The organism is Mucilaginibacter sp. L3T2-6, assembly GCF_030519355.1.
In the GTDB taxonomy this organism is placed as follows: Bacteria; Bacteroidota; Bacteroidia; order Sphingobacteriales; family Sphingobacteriaceae; genus Mucilaginibacter.
Genome location: NZ_JAUMKC010000016.1, coordinates 83,497 through 109,043, shown reverse-complemented (window position 1 = coordinate 109,043; position 25,547 = coordinate 83,497). Strand labels below are relative to the sequence as shown.

The 25,547-nt window shown below is 44.2% G+C and carries 24 protein-coding genes; 12 read left to right on the top strand and 12 right to left on the bottom strand.

The features are described 5' to 3' along the window. Positions 1-133 precede the first annotated feature (133 nt). The gene (locus Q3W13_RS17475) at positions 134-499 is read left to right on the top strand and encodes a response regulator (RefSeq protein WP_302865938.1); all 366 of its coding nucleotides are present in this window, start codon (positions 134-136) and stop codon (positions 497-499) included. On the opposite strand, the gene Q3W13_RS17470 is transcribed toward Q3W13_RS17475, so the two are convergent. Both Q3W13_RS17470 and Q3W13_RS17465 read right to left on the bottom strand, forming a co-directional pair. After that, on the bottom strand, positions 496-798 hold the full coding sequence (locus Q3W13_RS17470; protein ID WP_302865936.1) for a hypothetical protein: 303 nt from the start codon (positions 796-798) through the stop codon (positions 496-498). The genes Q3W13_RS17475 and Q3W13_RS17470 overlap by 4 nt on opposite strands. A 67-nt stretch (positions 799-865) precedes the next feature. Further along, on the bottom strand, positions 866-1,303 hold the full coding sequence (locus Q3W13_RS17465; protein WP_302865932.1) for an Hsp20/alpha crystallin family protein: 438 nt from the start codon (positions 1,301-1,303) through the stop codon (positions 866-868). A 441-nt stretch (positions 1,304-1,744) separates the two neighbouring features. On the opposite strand from Q3W13_RS17465, the gene Q3W13_RS17460 reads away from it, so the two are divergent. Beyond that, positions 1,745-3,079 carry a hypothetical protein gene (locus Q3W13_RS17460; protein WP_302865930.1) on the top strand — a complete coding sequence of 445 codons (1,335 nt, stop codon included), beginning with the start codon at positions 1,745-1,747 and terminating at the stop codon, positions 3,077-3,079. Here the strand turns inward: Q3W13_RS17460 and Q3W13_RS17455 are convergent. After that, positions 3,074-4,123 carry a GntR family transcriptional regulator gene (locus tag Q3W13_RS17455; protein ID WP_368077636.1) on the bottom strand — a complete coding sequence of 350 codons (1,050 nt, stop codon included), beginning with the start codon at positions 4,121-4,123 and terminating at the stop codon, positions 3,074-3,076. The two genes, Q3W13_RS17460 and Q3W13_RS17455, sit on opposite strands and share 6 nt — an antisense overlap. Positions 4,124-4,370: 247 nt before the next feature. Here Q3W13_RS17455 and Q3W13_RS17450 point away from each other — a divergent pair, with 247 nt between their 5' ends. After that, positions 4,371-6,854: a PIG-L family deacetylase gene (locus tag Q3W13_RS17450; RefSeq protein ID WP_302865928.1), complete on the top strand. Its 2,484-nt coding sequence runs from the start codon at positions 4,371-4,373 to the stop codon at positions 6,852-6,854. 225 nt (positions 6,855-7,079) lie between these two features. Further along, positions 7,080-8,834, top strand: a complete 1,755-nt coding sequence (locus Q3W13_RS17445; protein WP_302865926.1) for an ABC transporter ATP-binding protein — start codon at positions 7,080-7,082, stop codon at positions 8,832-8,834. Positions 8,835-8,905: 71 nt separating this feature from the next. Here the strand turns inward: Q3W13_RS17445 and Q3W13_RS17440 are convergent, their stop codons facing one another. The 9 genes from Q3W13_RS17440 to Q3W13_RS17400 all read right to left on the bottom strand — a co-directional run bounded on the left by Q3W13_RS17440 (position 8,906) and on the right by Q3W13_RS17400 (position 16,244). Next, complete coding sequence (locus Q3W13_RS17440) at positions 8,906-9,559, bottom strand: response regulator transcription factor (RefSeq protein ID WP_302865924.1); 654 nt, start codon at positions 9,557-9,559, stop codon at positions 8,906-8,908. Between the two features lie 38 nt (positions 9,560-9,597). Continuing rightward, positions 9,598-10,383 carry a sensor histidine kinase gene (locus tag Q3W13_RS17435; protein ID WP_302865922.1) on the bottom strand — a complete coding sequence of 262 codons (786 nt, stop codon included), beginning with the start codon at positions 10,381-10,383 and terminating at the stop codon, positions 9,598-9,600. Further along, a complete protein-coding gene (locus Q3W13_RS17430) occupies positions 10,341-10,997 on the bottom strand; it encodes a hypothetical protein (protein ID WP_302865920.1) in 657 nt (218 codons plus the stop codon). Before Q3W13_RS17430 ends, Q3W13_RS17435 begins: the two co-directional genes overlap by 43 nt. A gap of 13 nt (positions 10,998-11,010) precedes the next feature. After that, the gene (locus Q3W13_RS17425; RefSeq protein ID WP_302865918.1) at positions 11,011-11,499 is read right to left on the bottom strand and encodes a hypothetical protein; all 489 of its coding nucleotides are present in this window, start codon (positions 11,497-11,499) and stop codon (positions 11,011-11,013) included. A 229-nt stretch (positions 11,500-11,728) separates the two neighbouring features. Beyond that, positions 11,729-12,364 carry a hypothetical protein gene (locus Q3W13_RS17420; protein ID WP_302865916.1) on the bottom strand — a complete coding sequence of 212 codons (636 nt, stop codon included), beginning with the start codon at positions 12,362-12,364 and terminating at the stop codon, positions 11,729-11,731. A gap of 10 nt (positions 12,365-12,374) precedes the next feature. After that, positions 12,375-12,758, bottom strand: a complete 384-nt coding sequence (locus Q3W13_RS17415; protein ID WP_302865915.1) for a hypothetical protein — start codon at positions 12,756-12,758, stop codon at positions 12,375-12,377. A 284-nt stretch (positions 12,759-13,042) separates the two neighbouring features. Then, the gene (locus Q3W13_RS17410) at positions 13,043-14,284 is read right to left on the bottom strand and encodes a sodium:proton antiporter (RefSeq protein ID WP_302865913.1); all 1,242 of its coding nucleotides are present in this window, start codon (positions 14,282-14,284) and stop codon (positions 13,043-13,045) included. A 60-nt stretch (positions 14,285-14,344) separates the two neighbouring features. Then, positions 14,345-14,779 carry a response regulator gene (locus Q3W13_RS17405; RefSeq protein ID WP_302865911.1) on the bottom strand — a complete coding sequence of 145 codons (435 nt, stop codon included), beginning with the start codon at positions 14,777-14,779 and terminating at the stop codon, positions 14,345-14,347. A gap of 1 nt (position 14,780) precedes the next feature. Then, on the bottom strand, positions 14,781-16,244 hold the full coding sequence (locus tag Q3W13_RS17400; RefSeq protein WP_302865908.1) for an ATP-binding protein: 1,464 nt from the start codon (positions 16,242-16,244) through the stop codon (positions 14,781-14,783). A 290-nt stretch (positions 16,245-16,534) separates the two neighbouring features. Between Q3W13_RS17400 and Q3W13_RS17395 the strand changes: the two genes are divergently transcribed. From Q3W13_RS17395 to Q3W13_RS17360, 8 genes are all read left to right on the top strand, one after another. After that, on the top strand, positions 16,535-17,335 hold the full coding sequence (locus tag Q3W13_RS17395; RefSeq protein ID WP_302865907.1) for a sulfite exporter TauE/SafE family protein: 801 nt from the start codon (positions 16,535-16,537) through the stop codon (positions 17,333-17,335). A gap of 3 nt (positions 17,336-17,338) precedes the next feature. After that, positions 17,339-17,554: a hypothetical protein gene (locus tag Q3W13_RS17390; RefSeq protein ID WP_302865905.1), complete on the top strand. Its 216-nt coding sequence runs from the start codon at positions 17,339-17,341 to the stop codon at positions 17,552-17,554. Between the two features lie 45 nt (positions 17,555-17,599). Continuing rightward, positions 17,600-19,057 carry a rhodanese-like domain-containing protein gene (locus Q3W13_RS17385; protein ID WP_302865903.1) on the top strand — a complete coding sequence of 486 codons (1,458 nt, stop codon included), beginning with the start codon at positions 17,600-17,602 and terminating at the stop codon, positions 19,055-19,057. 117 nt (positions 19,058-19,174) lie between these two features. Then, positions 19,175-19,519 carry a rhodanese-like domain-containing protein gene (locus Q3W13_RS17380; protein WP_302865902.1) on the top strand — a complete coding sequence of 115 codons (345 nt, stop codon included), beginning with the start codon at positions 19,175-19,177 and terminating at the stop codon, positions 19,517-19,519. 29 nt (positions 19,520-19,548) lie between these two features. After that, positions 19,549-19,755 (top strand): DUF2892 domain-containing protein, encoded by a 207-nt coding sequence (locus Q3W13_RS17375; RefSeq protein WP_302865901.1) that lies wholly within the window; start codon positions 19,549-19,551, stop codon positions 19,753-19,755. Between the two features lie 124 nt (positions 19,756-19,879). Further along, entirely contained in the window at positions 19,880-21,214 is a 1,335-nt protein-coding gene (locus tag Q3W13_RS17370; protein WP_302865899.1) for a TolC family protein, read from the top strand. Positions 21,215-21,221: 7 nt separating this feature from the next. Continuing rightward, positions 21,222-22,322 (top strand): efflux RND transporter periplasmic adaptor subunit, encoded by a 1,101-nt coding sequence (locus Q3W13_RS17365; RefSeq protein ID WP_302865897.1) that lies wholly within the window; start codon positions 21,222-21,224, stop codon positions 22,320-22,322. Positions 22,323-22,348: 26 nt separating this feature from the next. Further along, positions 22,349-25,546: an efflux RND transporter permease subunit gene (locus tag Q3W13_RS17360; protein ID WP_302865896.1), complete on the top strand. Its 3,198-nt coding sequence runs from the start codon at positions 22,349-22,351 to the stop codon at positions 25,544-25,546. The last annotated feature ends 1 nt before the right edge of the window (position 25,547 follow it).

Sequence of the window (25,547 nt, the reverse complement as noted above, 5' to 3'; positions counted from 1 at the left end):
TGTGTTAGAGACCAAATGTGAGTCTTTTTTTAGCAGTCTTTCTAACGATTAGATTGTGCCGCAATTATTAACTTTAGTTATTTTGCAATAACAAATATTTCATTAGTTTTACTTCTAATTAAAAAAGGCATACGTGAAAAAAAAGGTACTCGTTATTGAAAACGATGAGGAAATTAAGCAGATCGTAACCTACATCCTGGAATTAGAGGGATATGCGGTGCTGGGCGCACGCTACAGCAGCTCGGCCCTGATCAAATTAAAAGCAGATTTAATATTGCTTGACGAGTGGGTGAACAACAGGGAAGGTCATATGCTTTGTAAGGAAATAAAAGCCATAGAAGCACTTCAGTCGGTACCGGTTGTAATTTTCTCGACTGCCCCCGATATCGCCGACATTGCAAAAAATTGCCGCGCAGATGGCTTTGTTCATAAACCTTTTGATGTAGATACTTTAATCGGCGTTATCAAAAAGCTACTGCCTTTGCCAGCCGCTGCTTAGTTTTTGCTATTCCATTCCTCCAGGTTTAACAACCTGAATGTTTCTTTAGCTATCCATTTGCAGTTTTCTCCCAGTTCTTCCAGCGTACAGCATTTTGTTTTTACCTTTACAGGCAGGTCATTTACCGTCTCCATAAAATCAAGGTGCAGTAAAGCGTGCTCATTAATTTTTGTGGTTCCTTTTAAACCATTAAATATCAATTCGGCACTGGGGCGCTCATCTCCTAAAAAGTATTGGCCGTAAGTTGCAAATCCTTTTGTTGTCTTCAGGCTGAGCAGCAGGTAAAATTGCTTTTTCATAATCATATTAAACAGGCAAAGGCCCCCAATTTATGGAAGGCCTTCGGCTATCATTCAACTAAATCGCTTACTTTATTTCTATCTGCCTGCGCACGGCTTTTGCTTCTTCCTTTTTGGCGATATCTATCTTTAAGATCCCATCGGTATAAGTAGCATCGATATTTTCGGTATTGGCGCTATCAGGAAGAGTAAACGCGCGTACAAAGGAACTGTAGCTATACTCGCGTTTGCTGTAATTTCTGTCTGAAGAGTTCTCCATATGCTGCTCGACCGAAATATTTAACACGTTCCGATCCAGGTTTAATTTAAAGTCCTCTTTTTTCAATCCCGGAGCAGCAAGTTCGATGTGGTAATGGTCGGCTGTCTCGCTTATGTTAGCGGCAGGTACACGGGTTACCAGGCGGTCAGAAAAAAAGGTGTCGTTAAAAATAGAATCGAAAACATCATTAAAGCCCGGCATTAATGCGTTGTTCTTTTTGTCGGAATTAAATTTAACCAATGTCATGGGTTTTCCTCCTTAAATAATTTTAATGATTGAACTTATAATTAATTAAACTCATCCAACCGTATTCAACTTAAATGCCAACCTGAATTTCCGGACGCTGTACTGTAAATTTTTCACTCTGAATGAAAAATTTACAGTTTTTCTGCTGCCAGATTTTCATTTCGGTCACCGACGTCGTTAAAACTGTTTCAAAAAACTCATCTTAGCTATTAGATTGATTACGAAGCAAAGGTTAGCTTATAGCAGGATTAAGCCCGTTCAAGCAGATTTTAAGAGATATTCAAGTCCATTCAGGCTAATGTCGCTGTTGTAACAAAAAGTGCTTTCACACGTCATTACAAAAGAGTATTTCAACCGTCAGAATAGCCTGGTTAACTTTACTTTTATAAAGTGCTGTAATTTTCAGATCTGTTAGTAAGTTTATACAAACATTTCAAACTCATGGGTACCGAAAAGCCATATATAGTTACCTGGCGCGAACTGGCAGAGCAGATGCTTGGCTGGGATAACAGCAGCAATTGGGGCGACTATGACTTTGAAAAATTAAGCGAGCTCATATTCGAAAAAACAAATACCCGGTTGAGTGTATCGACTTTGAAAAGGATTTGGGGAAAGGTAAAATACGACAGCACGCCCACAATTATTACGCTTAATTCTCTCGCGCTGTTTCTGGGCTTTGCCGATTGGCGACAATTTAAGAGACACACGGACGATGCCAGAATTTTGGAGCCAGCTGCAAAGATTGAAAAAGAAGTGGTTGCGCCGTTAAAGAAGGTGCGCAAAAACAAATTTCAGACCGTCGCTTTATCGGTTATCATGGCGGTTGGCGTTTTGTATCTTTTATTGTCTCTCGTAGCCAATAAAAAGTCCATTCCCGACAGAAATTTCACTCCTCAATTTACTGCGAGGGTGGTAAGCGACAAAATGCCAAATTCAGTGGTGTTTAACTACGACGCCTCTGGCTATCACTCCGACAGTGTATATATCCAGCAAAGCTGGGATCCCCGGCGTCGTGAACAAGTCTCGGGAAGTGGCAAACAGCATACCTCTATTTATTATCTACCCGGCTATTTCGATGCAAAGCTTGTTGTCGACGGGCAGATTAAAAAGGAGCAGCCGGTGTTTATTAAAACGGCCGGGTGGCTGGGCCTTATTGATAAGTCCCCTGTTCCATCTTACCTCAACAGCGATTCCATCCATATGCCGAACGCATTAGGGATAACCGGGCAGACGTTTGCGCGGATAAATGGATTGCCGGTATTTAATGATTCGTGGGCCTTATTTTACAACGTCCGTGAATTCGGAGGGCTGGCTGGTGATAATTTTAGTTTTGAGGCGACCGTCAGAAACACCTCCACCCGGGAGCAATCGTCCTGCCGCAAAATGCTGATTAGTATTATTGGCAGCGGTAACGGACTTAGTGTTCCCCTGGCCGACAAGGGTTGTATTGCCGCCCTCAGTCTCTATAACGGCGAGAAGGATATTAGCGGGAAAGACGCTGATCTAAGCGCATTTGGTTGCGATTTTTCAAATTTTCAACACATCGCTTTTTCTGTTAAAGATCATAAGTTTATGGTTTATCTTAATGGCAAGATAATTTTTGCTGATGCAGTTAGACGAAGTATCGGAAAGATACGTGGCATCATGATCGGCTTCGAAGGCGCAGGAGAGATAAAAAATGTTAAACTGGGCGATGATAAGCACGTAGTTTACCAGGAGGATTTTAGCAGTAAGCAGCTGTTGACAGCAACCGCCGCCGCAAGTAATCCCCTATAATGAATTTCTAACGGTAACCCTGAACGGATTAGCTGCATGTTCTTTGCTGCTGGTCAGAACCATTTCGGCAGCCTTTTTCCCCATTTGCTTAAAATCGGTCGAAATCGTAGTGATGCCATTAAGGATGATCTTTTTCAACGGTGTCTCGTTATAGCTTATTACGCCGATATCTTCGCCTATTTTTAAGTTGCCCAAGATAAGCTTTTGTATAAGCTCTACCAGGTCGTCCTCCATCAGGTTGATATAGACAGTGCCTGGCTGCAGGCTCTCGTTTTTTACATGATGGATAATATCATAATCAAAGGCATACTGGCCGCAAAAATTAAGGAAACCTTTCAGTATTTCTTTAGAGTGATAGCTGTTATCCGGAAAGATGATTTTAATAGTGTGATATTTACCGAGCCTTTCTAATAGCTCTTCCAGGGCGAAGTAGATGTCCCGTTCAAAATCCTCATAAACAGCAGCAAAATTTCCGGAAAGTCCTTCAGGGAGCTTGTCCATCAGGATTAATTTCTCCTTTGGCAAGCTGTCGATAATAGTAAGCGCATTTTCCGGATTTTCGATGAAGTGTGGAATGATGATCAGCTTGGAATAATGCTCTATATTACCGGAAAGGAGTTTTTTAAAAACATTAAAATCATTATTATAAATATAGAAATCAATGGCAGCATTGGTTCCCAGCGTTTCGGCAAACGCATCGTAGATTATCTTTTTATGACTGCTCAGTTTGTTAAACAACAACAACACTTTTACAGGCTGATTAAAGGACGTATTTGAGATAAAATAGCCCTTTCCGGCCACAGATTTAATTACATCGTGCTTTTTAAGCTCCTTATACGCCCGCTCGATGGTGGCACGGGATACTTCGAGCGCAATGCTCAGGTCGTTTATTGATGGGAGGATATCATCTTTTTCGATCTTCTGTTCTTCAATACCCCGCAAAATAGAATTGCTTATCTGAAGATACTTCGGCGTAATGGAGTATTCGTCTATATTTATGATTTTTAAATAGTTCTTCATGTGCTGCCAGGTACCGCGTTCCAAAGCTAAAGAAATATAACAATCCCACAAAAGAGGGTAGCTGTTGAGATATCGTCACGGATGAGAGGATTAATAGAAATAACATAGCCACATGCCGGCTAAGCTGTATCAACTGGTTTATGTAAAGCTTTTGTTATAAATCACTCCTCATATCTCAATAAGCAACTTTTTCTCACTTCAAAATCATCTTTCGGACTTTCAGTCTTCCCGACTTTCGGACTTCCACACATCTTTCAATATATTTGTTAGCATGAACCGCATCAAACTTATTGCCGTACTGTTGTTTACGGCATCTTTTGCCTTTGCTCAAACCAACCCTCCAGCCGATATTGCAACTATCCAACAAAACTTCAAAAAGCTGGATGTACTGGGCAGTGTGCTGTATGTCGCTGCACATCCGGACGATGAAAATACCCGCCTGCTTGCTTACCTCGCCCAGGAAAAACACTATCGTACGGGCTATCTGTCGATGACGCGCGGCGACGGAGGGCAAAACCTTCTAGGGAATGAGCAAAGCGAGCTTTTAGGATTGATCCGAACCCAGGAGTTGTTGGCAGCCCGCCGTGTTGACGGTGCGGAGCAGTTCTTTACCAGGGCTAATGACTTTGGCTTTTCAAAGGGGCCTGAGGAGACCTTGAAGATATGGGATAAAGAAAAAGTTTTAAGCGATGTAGTTTGGGTTATCAGGAAGTTCAGGCCGGATGTGATCATTTGCCGCTTCCCCACAACAGGCGAGGGGGGCCATGGTCATCATACTTCATCGGCAATTTTGGCGCAGGAAGCATTTACTGCAGCTGCCGACCCGAAGCGGTTTCCTGAACAATTGGAATTTGTGCGGCCATGGCAGGCCAAACGTTTGCTCTGGAATACTTTTAACTTCGGCAATACCAATACCATCAGGCCCGACCAGTTTAAGATAAATGTTGGTGTTTATAATCCAACCCTCGGTAAAGGCTATGGCGAGCTTGCTGCCGAAAGCCGTTCGAACCACAAAACGCAAGGGTTCGGCTCGGCAAAGCAAAGAGGCGAATCATACGAATATTTTAAAACTATTTTAGGCGATGCACCAAAAGATGATTTAATGGATGGGATAAACACAACGTGGAAAAGAGTGAAGGGCGGCGAGGATATTGCTGCAGCAATCGGTGTCATCCGGAAGGCCTTTGATGCCGATAATCCTGAAACTTCTGTGCCTGCATTGGTTAAGTTACTGCCGGGGGTTGAAAAGATACCCGACGCTTATTGGCGCGCTCAAAAAACTAAAGACCTTCATAACCTGATTGCGGCCTGTGCCGGCTTGTGGTTCGAGGCCTATTCCGCCGAACCTGTTTATGGAATTGGCGATAGCATTGTGATACATTCGCAGGTGCTCGACAGGTATAACAACAAGGTTAAGTTAAATGCCATCCGTATAGGCAAAACAGAAAAAGGATATAACAGCCAGGTAATACCGGCAAATGAACTGCAAAACTTCGACAGCCGCGTATTCGCCGGTGATTATAAAGTAACGCAACCTTACTGGCTTGAAACACCGCACAGTATCGGTTCTTATAACATACCGGGCCAGCAATACGTGGGTAATCCTGAAAACCCTGATTTACCAACCGTAAATTTTGAGTTTGTGATTGAGGGCAAGGCCATCCGTTATGACCGCCGTTTGTATTACAAATATGTAAGCCCTGTTTATGGCGAAATTTATAAACCGTTGGTAATAGCGCCCCCTGTAACTGCTGATATTGGCAGCCGCGATTATATTTTTAATAACCCTTCGCCGCAAAATCTGATGGTGAAACTCAAGAGCTTCCAAAAGGTTACCAGCGGCTCTGTAAAGCTGCAGGCGCCTGCAGGGTGGACGGTTAGCCCTGAGAAAATAGAGATAACAAACAAGGCCGAAGGTGATGAGTGGACAGAGAGTTTCCGGGTTTCTCCGGCAAATGCGGCCGCGCAAAACGGGGTGATCAGGGTAGAAGTTTCTGTAGATGGCTACAACAAACCATTCAGCCTTGGCATAAAGGAAATTAAATACGAACATATTCCGGATATTACCTTGTTCCCACCTGCCGAAGCTAAGCTGGTAAACATCGACCTTAAAATCGCGGGTAAAAAGATTGGATATATAGAGGGTGCAGGAGATTTAGTTCCCGAAGCTTTACGTCAGGTTGGTTATGATGTACATGAACTTACGGAAAAGGAAATTATGAATGGAGACCTGTCTGGTTACGACGCCATTGTTACCGGCGTTCGGGCATACAATGTAAACCCGCGGTTGGCTGTTGAACAGCCAAAATTGTTGGATTATGTAAAAAATGGCGGCAACCTTGTAATTCAGTACAACAATAATAACGGCTTGGTAACAAAGCAAATTGGCCCATATCCGTTTAAGCCGGTGAATCAGCGCGTAACCGATGAACATGCAAAAATAACCGTACTGGACAGTCAGAACCCGGTGCTTAATTATCCCAATAAAATCAATGACAGCGATTTTAACGGCTGGGTTCAGGAACGCGGCTTATATTTTGCCGGCAGCATCGACCCGAAATATAAAACACCGCTGCAAATGAATGACCCCGGCGAAAGCCCCAACAATGGCGCCCTGATAACCACCAGCTACGGAGAAGGCCGGTTTGTTTATACTTCGCTGGCGTTTTTCAGGCAGTTGCCCGCCGGTGTTCCGGGTGCTTATAGGTTGTTTATCAATATCTTAAGCAAACCTAAGACGCAGGCCATACCTTAATATATGATACCTCCGCGAATACATGATGAATGGTGCTTTCTACATGCAAGCCAACTCCCGGATAGTTAATGCCGGTTGTTTGCAGGGTGGCGGGATGTGTTCTGTCACTCCGTACATCCGTGATTAAGGAGCATTAGCAAAAAGATACGCCAAATGTCAAATTAATGGCAATGAGATGCTTAGGGCCGTGCTTTAATTATTTTTGCTGAAAAATTTTTTTGCCGGATGAAAATACTCCTATCATATTTATCAAAACATCGCTGGGTAGTTGCTTTGGCTCTCTTAATGGCCGCCCTCAATATTGGTTTCTCACTGCTGGATCCATACATCACTGGCCGCATTGTGGACGAGGTGATTGAGAAACGCGCTACACTCGAATATTCAACCTACGTGCACAATATTATTGTGCTGGTGAGCATGGCTATCGGCGTTGCCATGGTATCGCGCATAGCAAAAAACTTTCAAGATTATTTTACCAATATCATTACCCAGAAAACCGGCGCCGAAATGTATGCCGATGGCCTGAAGCACTCGCTGGAATTGCCTTACCAGGTTTTTGAAGACCAACGAAGTGGCGAAACGTTAGGCATCCTGCAAAAAGTAAGGCTGGATAATGAAAAATTCATCACTTCATTTATCGGAATATTGTTTGTGAGCCTGATCGGGATGATATTTGTAATTATCTATTCGCTCAGGGTAAGTTACCAGGTTACCCTCGTTTATTTTGGCGCCATCCCCATAATTGCGTTCGTAAGTATGGCCATGAGCCGCCGCATTAAAAAAATACAACGCACCATCGTAGCAGAAACCACAGCTCTTGCGGGCTCCACAACTGAATCATTGCGGAATATCGAGCTTGTTAAGAGTCTTGGTCTTGTTAAGCAGGAAATCGAGCGGCTTAATAATACCACATACAAGATACTCGGTCTTGAACTCAAAAAGGTAAAATATGTGCGAAGTATGAGCTTTGTGCAGGGAACCACTGTAAACTTTGTGCGCAGTATGATGGTTGTGGTGTTGTTGCTATTGATATTTAAGCAAACGATATCTCCCGGGCAATATTTTAGTTTTTTATTTTATTCGTTTTTCCTGTTCAACCCTTTGCAGGAATTAGGTAACGTTATTGTGGCCTGGCGCGAAGCCGAGGTGTCATTAGGAAACTTTCAGGGTATATTAAATACTCCTATTGACCCTAAGCCGGAAAAGCCTGTATTGCTTGAAAAAGTTAAAACCCTTACATTCGATAATGTAACCTTCAAGCATTTAACCGCTAACCGCAACGCGCTCAATAATATCACCTTTGAGGTTAATACAGGGGAAACCATTGCTTTTGTTGGTCCGTCAGGCTCAGGAAAAACCACATTGGTGAAACTGTTGGTTGGCTTGTACCAGCCGCTTGAAGGCGATATTTTATATAACGGTACGTTAAGTAAAGAACTAGACCTGGACCAACTGCGCGAAAAGGTTGGTTTTGTTACACAGGATACCCAGTTGTTTTCAGGCACCATTCGCGAGAACCTGTTGTTCGTACGCCCCGGCGCTACCGACGAGGAATGTATGGAAGTTTTGCAGCGGGCTGCATGCCAAACCTTGCTGGCCAGGGCAGACAAAGGATTAAGTACGGTTATTGGCGAAGGCGGTGTGAAGGTATCGGGTGGCGAAAAACAGCGTTTATCCATAGCCCGCGCTTTGTTGCGCAGGCCGGATATTTTAGTATTTGATGAGGCTACTTCATCGCTTGACTCTATAACCGAAGAAGAGATTACCGAAACCATCCGCGATGTGTCTGTATTGGATAATCATATCACTATACTGATAGCCCACCGCCTTTCAACCATTATGCACGCCGACCAGATTTACGTCCTTGAAAAAGGTAAGATAGTGGAATCGGGCCGTCATTTTGATTTGCTTTCGCAAAAAGGCTTGTATTACGCCATGTGGAGGCAACAGATTGGCGAAAAGTTGTCGGTGGAAGCATAACGTTAGCTAAAAGCAGAAAGGTTAAAGCTCGTATAGGCGTTAGCTTTGGTCTTTCTGCTTTTAGGTTAAAATCAAACATTAATTATCCCTGTCCTGATTGCAAAAATCACCAGGCCCACCAGGTTTTTGGAACGTGTTTTTTCGAACAGACGGGCGCGGTAGCCTTCAACAGTGCGCACGCTCAGGCAAATTTTATCGGCAATTTCCTGGTTGGAATACTCCTGGCATACCAGGCGTAAAACTTCTATTTCACGCTCATTAAAATCAGCTAGTGATTGTGACGGGCCACCCCCTGCGTTGTTTCCTGCCAGCTGTTTAATTAAGGTTATTGAAAGGTGTTCGTTAAAGTAGTAATCTTTATGATATACCGTTTGTATGGCCTCAATGATTTCTTCTGGCTCCGCATTTTTCAGAAGATAGCCTGAAGCCCCTGCTTTCATCATGTCGACAATGTACTTGTCCTCATTAAACATTGATAAGGCAAGCACCTTAATGTCCTTATATTTCTGCTTTACGGCAGTGGTGGTTTGTATGCCATCCATTTCGGGCATTTTGATATCCATCAAGATCACATCAGGGGTAAGTTCGGTCAGCATGCCAATCAGCTGCTTCCCGTTGGATGCTTCGATAATGAGGTCGAAGTTGTCACAATCTTCCAGCGTAGCCTTTAAACCATTTCTAAAAATCTTGTGGTCATCCGCAATTGCTAGTCTGATTTTTTCCATAGTTGCTTAAAAGTAAATAAAGGTAGCAAAAGCGGTTATTATATCATTGCCCTTATAATCGTAATAGTGCCGTTTTGCGGCTTTGTGTAAACTTTAACATCGCCGTTCAGCAATTGAATCCGGCTTTGCAGGTTTTTGAGCCCGAAACCATGCTTCACTTCATCCATGTTAAATCCTTTACCATTATCTTTAAATTCCATCACCAGCCATCCATCCTCTTTGGTAATGGTTAAATGAATGATGCTGGCATCGGCATGTTTTATAGCGTTGCTGAATAATTCCTGGGCCATGCGGTAAAAAGCCAGCTCTAGTTCGGGCCGCAGCCTTATTTCATCGAGGTTAGTCTTACAATGCACTTTAACGCTTGTTGTTTCCTGCATTTTCAGGCATAGGCCTTCAAGGGCTTCTTTAAGGCCATAGTCTGTTAAAACCGGTGGCAATACATTATGGATGATGTTTCGTATCTCCTGTATGCTCTCATCGGTCAGGCGCCGGGTATCAGCCAGCAAAGGGTCGGCAATTTTATCAGCCGATTTTTTTTCGAGCCGGTGCAGATTAAGCTTTATAGCTGATAATACCTGCCCCACACTGTCATGCAGATCTTCGGCCAGGCGCTTTCGCTCACTTTCCTGCGTTTCAAAAACTGCGTTTAATAGGTCGGTCTGTTTCTCGTCGTGCAGTTTGCGCACCTCGGCCTGGTTCTTTATCATTTTTCGCTGATAGATAATCACGAAAAAGAATAAAAAAACAATCAGGATAACAATTACCAGCGTGCCGGTAATCAGTATCGGTATAAGGTCGTTTTCGTCCGTCGGTTTTGGCAAAGCAATCCTATTGAATAAAAAATATTAGCAAATACGTTGGTAAGGTCGTGAATTATCCAAACATCATCAGTGCTGTGACTAAAAAATTTATCGAACAGCATAAACAAAAATATATTTATTCCGAAATAAAACAGCACTGCAGAATTTATCCAGAACATGGGCTGGCTTTCAATGTGCACAAACTCTTTCGCATTTAGCAACTGGTAGAAATATAAAAGTGACAACAGCGTGAAGACCACGCTTAAAAATGAGTTGGCAAAGGATGGAAAAGACATGATTCCCTCGATAATCAAGCCATATATAATTCCTGCAAAAGCCAGTATGCAAGCCCCGAGAGTTATTTTTTTTAGTGAGGGTATATAGAAAGAGCGGTAATAAACTATACCAAAAAAAATGACGATAATTACGGTGAAGCCATGGATCAACGGAGCATTATTAAGAATACCTATCCGGGGTGTTATCAGAAGGAGGGTGTCAACAAGGGCTGAAATAAAGAAAAATATTGCCATCAGCCTTAACACAGAGCTTAATGTTCTATATCGGTAAATAGCTGCAATAACCGGAAAAAGACCCGAGAAAAGCGATAAATAGTTCAGGATATTCTCTAAAGACATTAGTGTAAAGGTATTATTTGCCCGATAGTGAATTTTTGGGGCAGTTTGCCGAACCCGGGCAGGGCATAGCTATTTGTACAACCAGCCCTGTTGGGGCTGCCGCAGCTGTTGCAGCCCTCATGCCGGCGCTTGTCAGCTGTTCCGGTGCTTCGGCCTCTAAATCAGCCTCGGGAAGTATGTCGCTGCCGTCTTTGGAGGCGCCAACCAATATCAGGTGGGGCTTGCCTTCTATATTGCCTATAACTTTCAACAAAAAGCGGCTTATTGAAAGTATAATTCGCTGCCAGCCGTTAACTGGTTTATCATTAGCATAGTACATCCGGATACCCATGCATCCGGGCTGTTCAAGCAACTTATTCAGAATCTCGCGTCCAAAAAACTGGGATATAATCTCTCCGCGGTTTATATCACGATAGTTTTTTGTCCATTGGGCAGCCAGTTTAAAGTTAAATATTTCGCCCTCCCTGCCGGTCAATTCGGCAGACCTTGATTCTTTTTCCATAGTTTAATCGTTGGGGATATTGCAAATACTATCTAAAACTAAAGCTAATTAGTTAGTATTTCAACTTAAGGGAGCGAACACTCAGGGAAGACGAATCTGCCCTGTTTAGTGTAATTTTCTTTTAATCAGACTGTTACAGATTTGACCAAAAGCACTGCCCGTAAATAATCACGTAGTTTTACGTAACAAGTTCAGTGGTAGTACGCAGGCCGAAATTGAACGTAGCCGCTCATGCGCTTTTTTGCGGTTTACAGAGCATTCCCACGGAAAACAGTATGTTGGCTATGATATTCGTTACATTGTGTATCATATAATACTCCTGCAGGTGGTTGGCAATCATCCTTTTAAAAAGCATAAAAAGGAAGATATTGACTGAAAAATAAAACAATAATCCGGAGTTTATCCAGAAAAAGCCGAGTCGCTCAATGTGTACAAACTCCTGCTGGTTTAATAACTGCACAAAATAAATTATGGAGAAGAGTATAGTCAGCAGGCTTAAAACGGTATTTGCCGATGAGGGATAGTCCCAAATGCCGTTAATATAGATAAGGCAGTAAATCAAGGCAAGTACAGCAACTAAGCCTGTTGATAATACGAATCTTTTTAACCTGATAAAAACAAAAGAATAATAATAAATACCGATAAGAAACAGGACGCTTAAAATAATATTGGCATGTAAGATAGGCTGATTATTTTTTGTCCTTAACACCAAAGTTAAAACCTGCAACAGGTCTGACAGTACATTCATCAGGAAAAAAGCTGTTGCAAGTTTTAACACCTTATCGAGGTGCTTATAATTCAAAAGCGCTGCCAGGACGGGAAATAAACCCGACACAACGCTTAATAAAGTTAAAAATTGAAGCATGTTGTTTTTGTTAAGGGCAGCCTAACGAACCAGGGCAGGGTACCGACTGGTCGCCGACGGTATCAAACGCAGTTACTGATGCCATTTCTGTTTTGTTTAGCTTTGCCGGCTTAACATTCATCATATCACTGCCGTTGGCAGTTACCCCTGTTATGACGAGATGGCGGGAACCACCTTCTTCACCCAATGCACCACTGTGGCCGTGATGAAAACGCAAGCCAACACAACCTTCCTGGTTTAAAATTTTTTGTAATATCTCTTTTCCGAAATAATGTGAATGAGGCTCGTGCGGATGCCTGTCCTGGTGATTTTTTATCCAGGTTTTTGCTTGCTCCAGGTCAAGTTCGCCGCCTTCCTTACCTGTAAGTACAGACGGACCAGTTGTGGTTTTCATTTGAGTTCAAATTAATAGGTTATTAATAATAGTCGCTATAAAACTAATACTTATTAATTATTATTTCAACTTCAAAACAAGTCGGCCCGGCAAGATATAAACTGCATAAAAGCAGTAATTAGCTTGTTTTCAGCCTAAATTAATCAAAATCCCGCGTTTATTATTTTAACATCGCGTAGTTTTACGTATTAAGTCGCGTGATATTACGTAAATAAGCAGAGTGCCAGTTAAAATGGCTTTATGAGGTGAGGTATTGTAAGTAAGTCTATCAGATATGTGCTGTCTTAATTTTCACGAAGCAGTCGCCTGGTGACCCAACCAATTGACAGCCCTTGCACCAGTATTGAAAAAACAACCACCATATAGGTTATCAAAACAAATTCGTCCCGATGCATTGTTGCGGTTAATGACAAGGCCAGCGCCACCGAAAGGCCGCCCCGCAGACCGCCCCAAGTTAAAATCGCAATTGCATGTTTTTCGAACCGGATTTTAAACTGTAACAGTTGAACAGGAAGCAGAACACAAACCCAGCGAGCTAACAGCACGACTAAGATCATGATCGCACCTATAATCAGCACTGTTGTGTTAATCTTAATGACAAGCATTTCCAGGCCAATAAATAGAAATAATACAGCATTTAATATTTCGTCTATCAGTTCCCAAAACTTGCCTAAATAATCTCTGCTTACATGAGAGAGGGCCTGGTCCTTTACTTTGTTACCGGTAATTATTCCGGCTACTACCATTGCTAATGGTCCGGATATGTGCAGCCGCCCGGCAATAAAATAACCGCCCATTACTATCGCCAGGGTAACAAGCACTTCCACTTTGTAGTCGTCAATCGGCCGGAGGGCATAATAGCCGGCATAACCTAATACAGCCCCAAACACAACCCCTCCGACGGCCTCCTGTAAAAACAGCCTGGATACACTCACAAAATCAATAGTAGCCGCACCCGTTTGAGCGGCCTCGAAAAGTGTGATAAATATTACCACTGCCACCCCATCATTAAAAAGGGACTCGCCTGATATTTTCAATTCTAACGAGGATGGTATTTTCGCGTTTTTTAAGATAGCCAGCACGGCTATCGGATCGGTTGGTGATATGAGCGACCCGAAAAGCAGGCAGTAAATGAACGGAACAGGATAATGAAATACCTGGAATAGCAGCCACGTAGCAGAACCTACGATCGTGGTTGAAATGAGCGTCCCGAGTGTGGAAAAAAGCAATACAGGCCACTTCTCTTTTCTTAGCTGGTCGGCATTAATGTGTATCGCCCCTGCAAAAAGAAGAAAGCTCAGCATAAAATTCATCAGCACATACTGGAAGTCAATAGATGACGCCAGCTGAAGCGCCTTTTTTGACAGAAACGGGTGTAAACTGCCGAACACAACCAGCAACATCGATAAACTGAGCGAGATCACCATTATACCTATAGTAGGCGGCCATTTAATCAACCGGTGATTAACGTAGGCGAATACCGCGGCTAAAACAATGGTGATGGATAAAATTTCGCTAATGGTCATAGTAAAAAGTTACCATGGCAATTTAGCAATAAATATCAGTGCAGGGGCGCTTTTTCGGCCTTATTCCAGATTCGCTAAGATATTACGGAGATGGAATTGGACGAAACCGTCCATAGAGTCAGGCCGCTTATCGTTATTGGTAAAATTTAACGGCTTAATAAGATAGCCCGAAACACCCAGTCTTCCGGTTACTGCCCTGTCGTGTTCTTCTCCCGAAGTTGTCATAATAATAACTTTAAGGTGCTTTAGTAGCGGGTCGTCTCTTAATATCGACAAAAACTGCAAGCCATTCATTTTCGGCATGTTTATATCTAATAATATAACATCAGGCAAAGGGTTCATGGGGGGATTGCGCTGGTTTCCCCGCAGCTTATCCAAAGCTTCGACGCCATTATAGGCCGTAACCAGTTCGTGTTCCACTTCAATCTTTCTCAAAGACCTCTGTACGCTTATAACGTCGAGTTCGTCATCTTCAACTAATAAAATCTTTTTCATGTTAGTTCTTAGGCCAGGTGAACAAAAAACGCGTGCCTTTGCCCGCCGAAGATACAACCCTGACTGTCCCTTCATTTCCTTCAATAATTTTTTTTACGATAGCAAGGCCAATCCCGGTACTTTCTTCGTCATGCTTTTCTCTTAACGTCTGAAACATTTCAAAAATTTTTTTATGGTACTCCTGTTCAATACCAATGCCGTTGTCTGACACAGCAAACTCATAAAAATTCCGGTGTTCACTACAGCTTACTTCTATCTGCGCACCTTGTTGCGGTGTATACTTTACGGCATTACTCAGCAAATTTCCGAATACCTGTTCAAGCAATATCTTTTCGGTAGATAGTACCGGAAGATTTTTCATAGTCAGTTGATATCCCTCAGGAACAACAAGATCCGCTATTTCCCTGATTAAGTCGGCTACATTCACTATTTCCCTGGGATATTTTCCCCGCCCAATCCGCGCATACGCCAGTAGCCCGTCAATAAGATCGGCCATGCGTTTCAGTCGTTCCGGAATAATGCCTAGGTACTTCTTCATGCTGGGAGACATTTCCTCCGGCAAGTCTTCCTTTATCCACTGTACTGCGTTTGAAATACCTCTTATCGGAGCTTTCAGGTCATGCGAAACCACATAGGCAAACTGATCCAGTTCATCGTTCTTTCTCTCCAGTTCGGTAATATTCCGGCTGAGTTTTTGCGACATCAGGTTGAGCGACAGCGAAAGGCTTGTAAGCTCGTCTTTCTTGTCATCGGTTACCGTAGGGAACTCCCCCGCAGAGATATCTTCAGCTAATTTCACCATGGAGTCTATACGTTGAGTTATTTTCCTCACCAGGTAAATTGATAGCCCGGATCCGGCTACAATGAGTAATAAACTAAAAAAAAGTGAAAATCTGTCCGTCGCGGCAATTGAATCGGTAAGCGCCTTTCTCCTTTTTGCCCGCACATCATATTCGTACTGATCAAATGATGCAAACAGAGCTGTGATTTCTTCGTTGTAATTTTTGCCGGTATTTAAATTGGTTTGCTCTTCAAATAATTTCCGGTAGTTATTATTCAAGCGGGGATCGGCAATGGCCTTCTTTTTTGCATCAATAATTTGATTGGCAAAAGTGAGCCATACGTTATGAATAGCTTTGATAGAATCAAGACGGGCCGTTTGCAGCGCTGAGGAAATAATCAGACCTTTTTCCTGTTTCAGTAGTTCAGGGATCGTTTTTAATCCGCTTTCGTAACGCACAAGAAACCTCTGATTGCCCGAAAGCAAGAACCCCCTCAAACCGTTTTGCATGTCAATAATGCTCCGGTTTAAGTTGCTGGATGTCCGGATGATAGCCTCCGATGTAGTCAGAAAATCGGTGTTCGTATTAACTTTTTTCGTTAAAGAATAATTTACATACGAGTCAACCAGGTCAATAGAGATAGCTATAAACAACCCCAGCGATATTTGGGTCGCAAGTTTCATAAAGCGTCCGGATGATTTATGGTTAAATCAGGGAATAAAAAACGCCGGTTTTTAGTCATGCGATATGGCGTCCTGGTTTTCAATTTTGGCATCAGCAGGTAAAAGGTCGTAATCGGTTTTTAGTACCGTAATAAAAACATAAACGGGAACAAGCTTTGAGGATAATTGTTTGTATGCACTTGAAGATTTTTGGTCAGCTGTTAAAATTATTACGTTTATGTTTCCCTCAGTGACATTAGTCACCCTTATTGAGCAGATGCTTAGCCATATTTGCTTGTTAAATTTTGCATATGCAAGTACTGGCTTATCTCGCTGCAGCTCTGATTGGCATCTCGCTCGGTCTTATTGGCGGTGGCGGCTCAATTTTGACAGTGCCGGTTTTGGTATATCTGTTTGGCACTACACCCTTATTGGCAACTTCTTATTCGTTGTTTATTGTGGGTTCCGCCAGCCTGGTCGGAGCAATCAATAATTATCTTAAAGGACTGGTAAGCATCAAAACCGCACTTCTCTTTGGGCTTAGCTCGATTACAACGGTTTTCATGACCCGAAGATTTATTATACCTGCCATACCTAAGCACATTGCCTGGGTTGGTTCGTTTGAACTAACTGAGAATATCCTTACAATGGTACTATTTGCCATATTAATGATATGGGCAGCCAGAGCCATGATCAGGAGTGGCGAAAACAAGGAAGAAGCAGCTGGAAAGGACAAAAAATTAAATATTCCAAAGTTTATGAGCTATGGTATTGCCATTGGCCTGGCAACAGGTATCCTGGGTGCTGGCGGCGGATTTTTACTGATACCGGCATTGGTGTTATTTGTCGGGCTGCCGATGAAAAGAGCGATTGGTACTTCGTTGCTGATCATTGCACTTAATTCCCTTATAGGATTTACAGGCGATTTGGGTCACTTTAATATCGACTGGCTTTTTCTTGGAAAAATCACAGCCATCGCAATCGCCGGGATTTTTATCGGCGGCTACCTCGGTAAAAAGATCGATGGCAGCAAACTAAAGAAGGGGTTTGGCTGGTTTGTGCTGGCTATGGGTATCTATATTATTATTAAGGAGTTACTGTTAAAAAAATAAATTATGGAGAATTTTAAAGCGCAGCTGTTAACCGGCTGGACTATGGTACGGATTGTCAGACTGATGATGTCCGCCGCAATTATATACATGGCAATATCTGAAAGTAACTGGCTGATCGGTTTGCTCGGAGTATTTGTACTTTACCAGGTAATTACAAATACAGGCTGCTGTGGCGGTTCATGCGCTATGCCATTGCGCCGGACACCCGATGATAAATAAGTACTGTACGTTGCTAAATTATTTGAGTGACAGAAGTCACAGTTTATGATGAAGAAGTTTGGAAACTTTGTACAGATAAAAATCAATGCAATGATCATCGAGCAGATCTATACCGGATGTTTGGCGCAGGGCGCCTATTACATTCAATCGGGGGACGAGGCAGCCATTATCGATCCGCTGCGCGAAGTTTACCCTTACATCGAAAAAGCAGACCAGGCCGGCGCCCGAATCAAGTACGTATTGGAAACCCATTTTCACGCCGACTTTGTATCAGGACACATTGACCTTGCCGAAAAAACCGGGGCAACAATCGTTTATGGGCCTACAGCCGCCCCTTCGTTCAGGGCATATATTGCTAAGGACGGTGAAGAATTGAAACTCGGAGCCGTAACTATACGCGTCATACATACACCGGGGCATACCATGGAATCTGTTTGTTATTTACTGACAGATGAAAATGGTAAAGAAACAGCCTTATTCTCCGGCGACACGTTGTTTATTGGCGACGTTGGCCGGCCGGACCTGGCGCAAAAGGCTGCAGGCATGACTACGGAAGGACTAGCAGGCACACTATTCGAGTCGCTCAGGAATAAAATTATGCCGCTTAGCGACGATTTGATTATTTATCCGGCACACGGCGCTGGTTCTGCCTGCGGAAAGAGCATGAGTAAAGAAACTACCGATACATTGGGCAATCAAAAAAGATACAACTATGCCTTGCGCGCAAACATGACACGCGATGAATTTATTGCCGAAGTAACAGGGGGGTTAACAACACCGCCGGCGTATTTTCCGGTAAACGTTAGAATGAACAAGGAAGGATACGAAAGCATCGACAATGTCATCCATAATGGCATGGCGCCTCTTTCGCCTGATTCTTTTGAGGTGATTGCAAATGAATCAGGCGCCTTGCTGCTCGACACCAGGGACGCGGAGGTATTTGCAAGGTCATTTATTCCCAATTCCATTAACATCGGCATCGATGGCAATTTTGCGCCCTGGGTAGGCGCACTGATCCCTGATATAGAACAACCTATATTATTGATTACTGATAAGGGCCGCGAGGAAGAAGTAGTAACACGCCTGGCCCGGGTGGGTTTTGACAACACTGCCGGCTATTTGGAGGGCGGAATAGAGGCCTGGTCTGCAGCCGGAAAGGAAACAGATCATATCCGGTCTGTTTCAGCTGATGAATTGGCGCAGGAGCTGAATTCTGGAAGGCCGCTTCACCTGCTGGATGTGAGAAAAGCATCCGAATACATGGCTGAACATGTGACCGGAGCCAGAAATTTGCCTTTAGACGATATTAACAGCCATATGGCGGATATAGATAAGGACGAGACGTACTATGTACACTGTGCCGGAGGCTACCGCTCTATGATTTTTAACTCCATGCTGCGTGCAAGGGGTTATTACAACCTCGTTGATGTTAAGGGTGGCTTCAAGGCCATAAAACAGTCGGGCAACTTCCGGCTAATCGAGTCCGCCTGTCCCTGGTCATAACAAACTAATCTTTCTATCTGTGCTGAAAGTCAATTAATTGGATGACGACTGTCATGCCCAGCCTGACGGATAATAATGAAATTTATAATAAAACACATATAACAGATTATTAAAACCATGGCATTTTCAAAAATAAAAGCAATGTTGAAGGATTTTTTCGGTAAGAGTGAGCATGATCTGGAGGGCCACCAGTTTAAAAAAGCATTTGAAAGTATATCTAAGGCCCAGTTAATAGACGTTCGAACGCCAGCTGAGGTTACCTCCGGTACAATTGGCAAGGCTATAAATATCGATTTTATGTCGCGGGATTTTGACGCAAAGATACAGAAGCTCGAAGCTGACAAGACTTACTTTGTTTTTTGCCGCAGCGGCACCCGTAGCGCTACTGCGGTAAGAAAAATGAAGCAGGCAGGATTTACCGCCTACAATTTAGTCGGCGGAATAAACTCCTGGCCGCGTTAATGTAATAAATAACTTTTAAAACTTAAGATATGAAAAAGAATATGGGAACGTTCGACCGTGTGTTGCGTATTGTTGTGGCGTTGATAATAATCACCCTCTATTTCACCCATATACTAACAGGTATATGGTCCATAATATTCTTGATTGTCGCAGCAATATTTGTGTTAACCAGTTTAGTTGGTTTTTGCCCGCTTTACCTGCCGCTGGGCATAAGTACCTGCAGGCAATCTAAATAGCGTCGTTATATTATTTATGCGGGCGGCTGTACGGCTGCCTTTTTTATTAAAGGCGTTTGAGTGATTTAAGTCACCGAGAAGACCATGAAGCGCTACCGACATTTGATAAAAATTTATTCGATAAATGAAGAGAAAATATGGCTCCCCAATAATGCGATATGGCCTGTTGGCGCTAATGCTTGCAGGCGGCAGGATATTTGCGCAGGATGCGCCGGTAGAAATTACTCCCGATAGTGCCATACATGCTGCGCTTGCAAATAACAGGCAAATTGCCATAGCAGGGCTTGATGTTAAAATAGCTGAGGCGAATTATCATAAAACAGACGCAGTTTTTTTACCCGAAGTAACGGCCACTTATACTGCACTTATCACAAACGACCCTTTATCGGCATTTGGGTTTAAGCTGGAGCAGCGTGGTATTACTTCCAACGATTTTAACCCTGCGTTATTAAACCATCCCGATGTAAAAGGGAATTTTAATGCGAAGCTTGAAGTTAAACAGCCCCTGATTAACCCGGATATGTGGCTGGCACGTAAGGCTGCTAAGATGCAAACAAATGTTTACGGTTACAGCAATTTGCGTACAAGGCAATACGTAGTATTCGAGGTGCAGCAGGCTTGTTTGCAATTGCAACTGGCATACGAAGGCCGTGCTGTACTTGAAAAGGCGCTGGCTACTGCACACTCGGCATACAAATTTGCCAACGATCATTATAAGCAGGGGCTGATCCAAAAATCGGATGTATTAAACGCCCAGGTGCAAGTGAGCACTATCGAGGCCGATCTGGCCAAAGCCAAAAGCAATATCGAAAATGCTTCCGATCAATTAGGCATATTGACAGGCGCGCCGGCTGGCATTGTTTATCGTATCAAAGGAGATTTTTCGTTTAGTTCAGAAACAGTGACAACTGTTCCGAACGAGCGGCCCGATCTGCAGGCCATGCAAAAAGCAGTTGACGCCTCTGTCCTCATGGTGCGTTCGGCCAAAATGAACTTTCTTCCCAAACTCAATGCCTTTGGTAATTTCCAGTATAACGATAGCCGGTTAACGGGGTTTAATGCCAATTCATATTTCGCAGGCTTGCAGCTTTCGTGGGATATTTTTAAAGGTAACCGCACACACAGCGATGTTGCTGAAAAGACGCTCCAAAGCAGAAAATTATCCGGGCAGATGGCTCAGCAAAAAGAACAGGCGCAACTGGAATTGAGTAAAGCTTTGCGTGACCTTGCCGATGCCCGTTTTGCTATGCAACAGCAAAGCACCGCGGCAGATCAGGCCGCAGAAGCCCTGCGTATTTTACAAAACCGGTATGAGCAGGGGCTGGTCAATACTATAGATCTTTTATCAGCACAAACACAACTGGCGCAACGTCAGCTGGCACTGGCCCAGGCTAAATTCACTCAAAACCTTACGCTGGCATACATCAGCTTACTTACCGCAACAGAAAACCCCCAGTAACTCAATCATGAAAAAGAACTACTTAACCACGAAGATAACAGGTGCAGCGTTGTTTATGCTATTCATCGCCGCTTGTACCTCGCCTGAGCGAAAAGCGAACCAGACGGATAAAACGGCCCCTATTCCGGTTACAGCGGCTCATGCTTCGGCCACGGGTGACGGACAAATAAATATTACAGGGCAAATCTCGTCCACTCAAGTTGCCAATATCAGTACCCGCGTTATGGGATACATAACCGCCATGCACGTGCAGGTAGGCGATCACGTTAAACAAGGCCAGTTGCTGGTAAGTATAAGCAGCCAGGATATCAGCGCAAAAAAGGCACAGGCAGAAGCGGCAATTGCTGCGGCCGAAGCTGCCTATAACAATGCCAGGAAAGACCTGGATAGGTTTACAACGCTTTTTAAGCAGCAAAGCGCTACACAAAAAGAATTGGACAATGTTACCTTGCAATATCATGCGGCTCAATCGCAACTTCAAGCTGCCAAAGCAATGCGCAACGAAGCAGGTGCATCGTTAGCATACGCCAACATTACCGCACCATTTACAGGAGTGATTACGCAAAAAATGGCCGATGCGGGCAGTATGGCCGGCCCCGGTCAGCCACTGCTTACCCTCGAGAAATCGGGCAGTTACCAGGTAAGCGCCTATTTAACAGAAGGCCAGGTGGGAATGGTTAAAGAGGGCGTGCCGGTTAGCATCAATGTGCCGTCAGCAGCCAAAACATTCAACAGCCGGGTCAGCCAGATCAGCGTATCAGCCGAAGGCGGCGGTGGACAATACCTTATAAAAGCTGATATTCCCGACGGACAAAAGTCCGGCTTATACGCAGGGATGTCTGCGAACGTAATTATTACGCTCCCGGGGGCCGCATCTGCTGTCAACAACGATCAGCTTATGGTTCCGGCATCAGCTATTGTTCACCAGGATGAATTGTCCGGGCTTTATATCATTAGCCCGTCTAATACAGTTTTACTGCGATGGGTACGTCTTGGCAAAACTGCCGGTAGCCAGGTGGAAGTATTGTCTGGTTTGAACAATAAGGAATTGTTTGTAACCCAAGCCGATGGGCGGCTATATAACGGCGCGCCGGTTAGCATTAAATAAGTTTCATCAGCATTAACTGAACAAAAATGGAAAAAGGATTTGCCGGCAACATTGCCAAAGCATTTATTACTTCAAAGCTTACTATACTGCTGATGATCGCCTTTTTGCTGATCGGCGCCTACAGTACGTTTCTGATGCCGCGCGAAGAGGAGCCACAGATAGAGGTGCCGATGGCTGATATTATGATCGGTTACCCCGGGGCCCAGCCCAAGGAGGTTGAAACAAGGGTGACAGCCCCAATGGAAAAAATAGTTGCCAATATTAAAGGTGTAGAGTATGTATACTCTACAACCATGCAGGGGCAGGCTATGCTTATCGTTCAGTTTTATGTAGGCGAAGATGTAGAGCGATCAATGGTAAAGCTATACAGCGAGTTGTTGAAGAATATGGACAAAATGCCGCAGGGGGTGACCATGCCGTTAATTAAAAGCCGGGCCATTGACGATGTACCGGTGCTTGGCCTTACCGTATGGGGTAAACAATATGATGACTACCGCCTTCGGCAGATAAGCGAGGTATTAAGCAGTGAAATTAAGAAAATACCGGATGTTGCAGCCGTAAACATTATTGGCGGCCGCAGCCGCCTGGTAAAAGTTGTACTGGATAAAGCCAAAATGGCGGGCAACCGTGTCGATTTTCTTTCTGTTGCCCGCCAGTTACAGGCGAATAATGTACAGTTGCCCGCGGGGAATTTGTATAAAAACGATACAGCCTTTGCCGTGGAGACCGGTAACTTTCTGCACACCGCAGATGAGGTGGCAGATATTATAGTTGGCACAAATGGTCAGCAGCCGGTTTACTTAAAACAGGTAGCCACAATAACAGACGGGCCCGAAACACCGAGCCAGTATGTTTATTTCGGCAAGGGCGCTGCAGATACCTCGAAAATAAAAGGGGCCGATTTCCCGGCTGTTACACTCTCAATCGCAAAGAAAAAAGGCGCTGATGCCATGCGCATTTCCGAAACGATACTAAACAAGATTGAACACCTGAAAAAGACGGTAATCCCTGCTGATGTACAGGTTGCTACTACCCGGAATTACGGTGAAACCGCATCGGCCAAGGTAAGCGAATTGCTGCTTCATCTTTTTATCGCCATTGTGGTGGTTACGCTTTTCGTGATGCTGGCTATGGGCTGGCGCGGCGGACTGGTGGTATTCCTTTCAGTCCCCGTCACCTTTGCGCTAACGCTTTTTGCTTATTATTTTCTGCATTATACGCTTAACCGTATCACCCTTTTTGCCCTGGTATTCATCACCGGGATTGTGGTAGACGACTCCATCATTATCGCCGAAAATATGCACCGGCATTTTAAAATGAAGCGGTTGCCATTTTTGCAGGCAGCCCTTTATGCCATTAATGAAGTGGGTAATCCTACCATTCTGGCAACTTTTACAGTAATTGCGGCTGTATTGCCGATGGCGTTTGTATCCGGACTAATGGGGCCTTATATGAGCCCGATGCCCATTGGCGCATCCATTGCCATGCTGCTCTCGCTGATAGTGGCGCTGACACTTACGCCTTACCTCGGCTATATATTCCTGCGTGAAAAGGAAAAGCCAGGTAAAGAAAAGCCGCCGGTAGAATTGGAGCAGACGGGCATTTACCGCATCTACTACCGCTTTATTAATCCCATGCTTGAAATACGCTGGAAGCGCTGGGCCTTTATTATGGGTACAGTAGTTGTTCTGTTTGCATCGATATCTATGTTCTATACCAAAGCGGTGGCGGTAAAAATGCTTCCGTTTGATAATAAGAACGAGTTTCAGGCAGTGATTGATATGCCCGAAGGCACAACACTTGAACGAACAGCCGCCGTAACCCGCGAGATTGCTGCCTACATAGCCAAACAGCCTTTGGTTGTTAATTACCAGGAATATATCGGCACAGCGGCGCCGATCAGCTTTAACGGCCTGGTACGGCATTATGACTTGCGGCGCGGCGACAACGTGGCAGATGTACAGGTAAACCTGGTTGATAAGGAACATCGCAGCCTGCAAAGCCACGCTATAGTAAAAAGTATGCGTGATGCGGTGCAGGCCATAGGTCGTAAATATAATGCGAATGTGAAGATGGTAGAAGTGCCGCCGGGACCGCCGGTACTATCGACAATGGTTGCCGAGATATACGGGCCGGACTACAACCAGCAGATTGCCGTAGCAAGGCAGATTAAAGCCCTCATGCAAAAAACACCCGACGTGGTAGACGTAGACTGGCGTGTAGAGCATGACCAGCCTGGTTACCGCCTTGTGGTGGATAAGGACAAAGCTATGAGGCTGGGTATAGCCCCGGCACAAGTGGCAGCTACCATGAATGCTGCGCTGGGGGCACAGAGCGCGGGTATATTACATACAGATAACACAGTAGAGCCGGTAAACATCTCGCTGCAGTTAGGCGACGGCAGCAAAACAAATGTTAATGATCTGCTTGGGCTCAAGATAATTAACCAGCAGGGTGCCCCGGTGCCCGTAGGTAGCGTGGTTACGGTAGTAAACGAGATAAAAGAAAAAGCCATTTACCGTAAAAACCAAAAGCGCGTGGTATATGTAACAGCCGACATGGCCGGTAAGCTTGAAAGCCCTTCTTATGCCATGAGTGATATTTCTGACCGGCTGAAAGAGGTAAAGCTGCCCAGTGGATATACGTTAACCGAAGAATACACTAAGCAACCTTCATTTGAAGATAATTTCTCGCTGAAATGGGACGGCGAATGGCAGATTACCTTCGAAGTATTTCGTGACCTGGGTATTGCGTTTCTGGTGGTAATTATTATCATCTACATGCTGATAGTTGGCTGGTTTCAAAACTTTACCGTTCCCCTTATCATGCTGGCGGCTATCCCGCTCTCGCTTATCGGGATCATAGTTGGGCACTGGCTGATGGGCGCATTCTTTACAGCCACTTCCATGATAGGTTTTATTGCTTTGGCCGGAGTAATGGTGCGCAACTCGGTTTTGCTGATCGATTTCATAAATATCAGGCTCAGGGAAGGCATTCCCCTCAAACAGGCTATCATTGAGGCCGGGGCCGTGCGAACGACCCCAATCCTGCTAACCGCAGGGGCTGTGGCGTTGGGCGCTATCGTGATTTTGTTCGACCCAATTTTCCAGGGCCTCGCTATTTCACTGATGGGAGGAACAATCACTTCCACTTTTCTGACCCTGTTGGTGGTGCCGCTACTGTATTTTAAAATGATGAGGAAAAAGCAATTAACCAAAGTTTGAT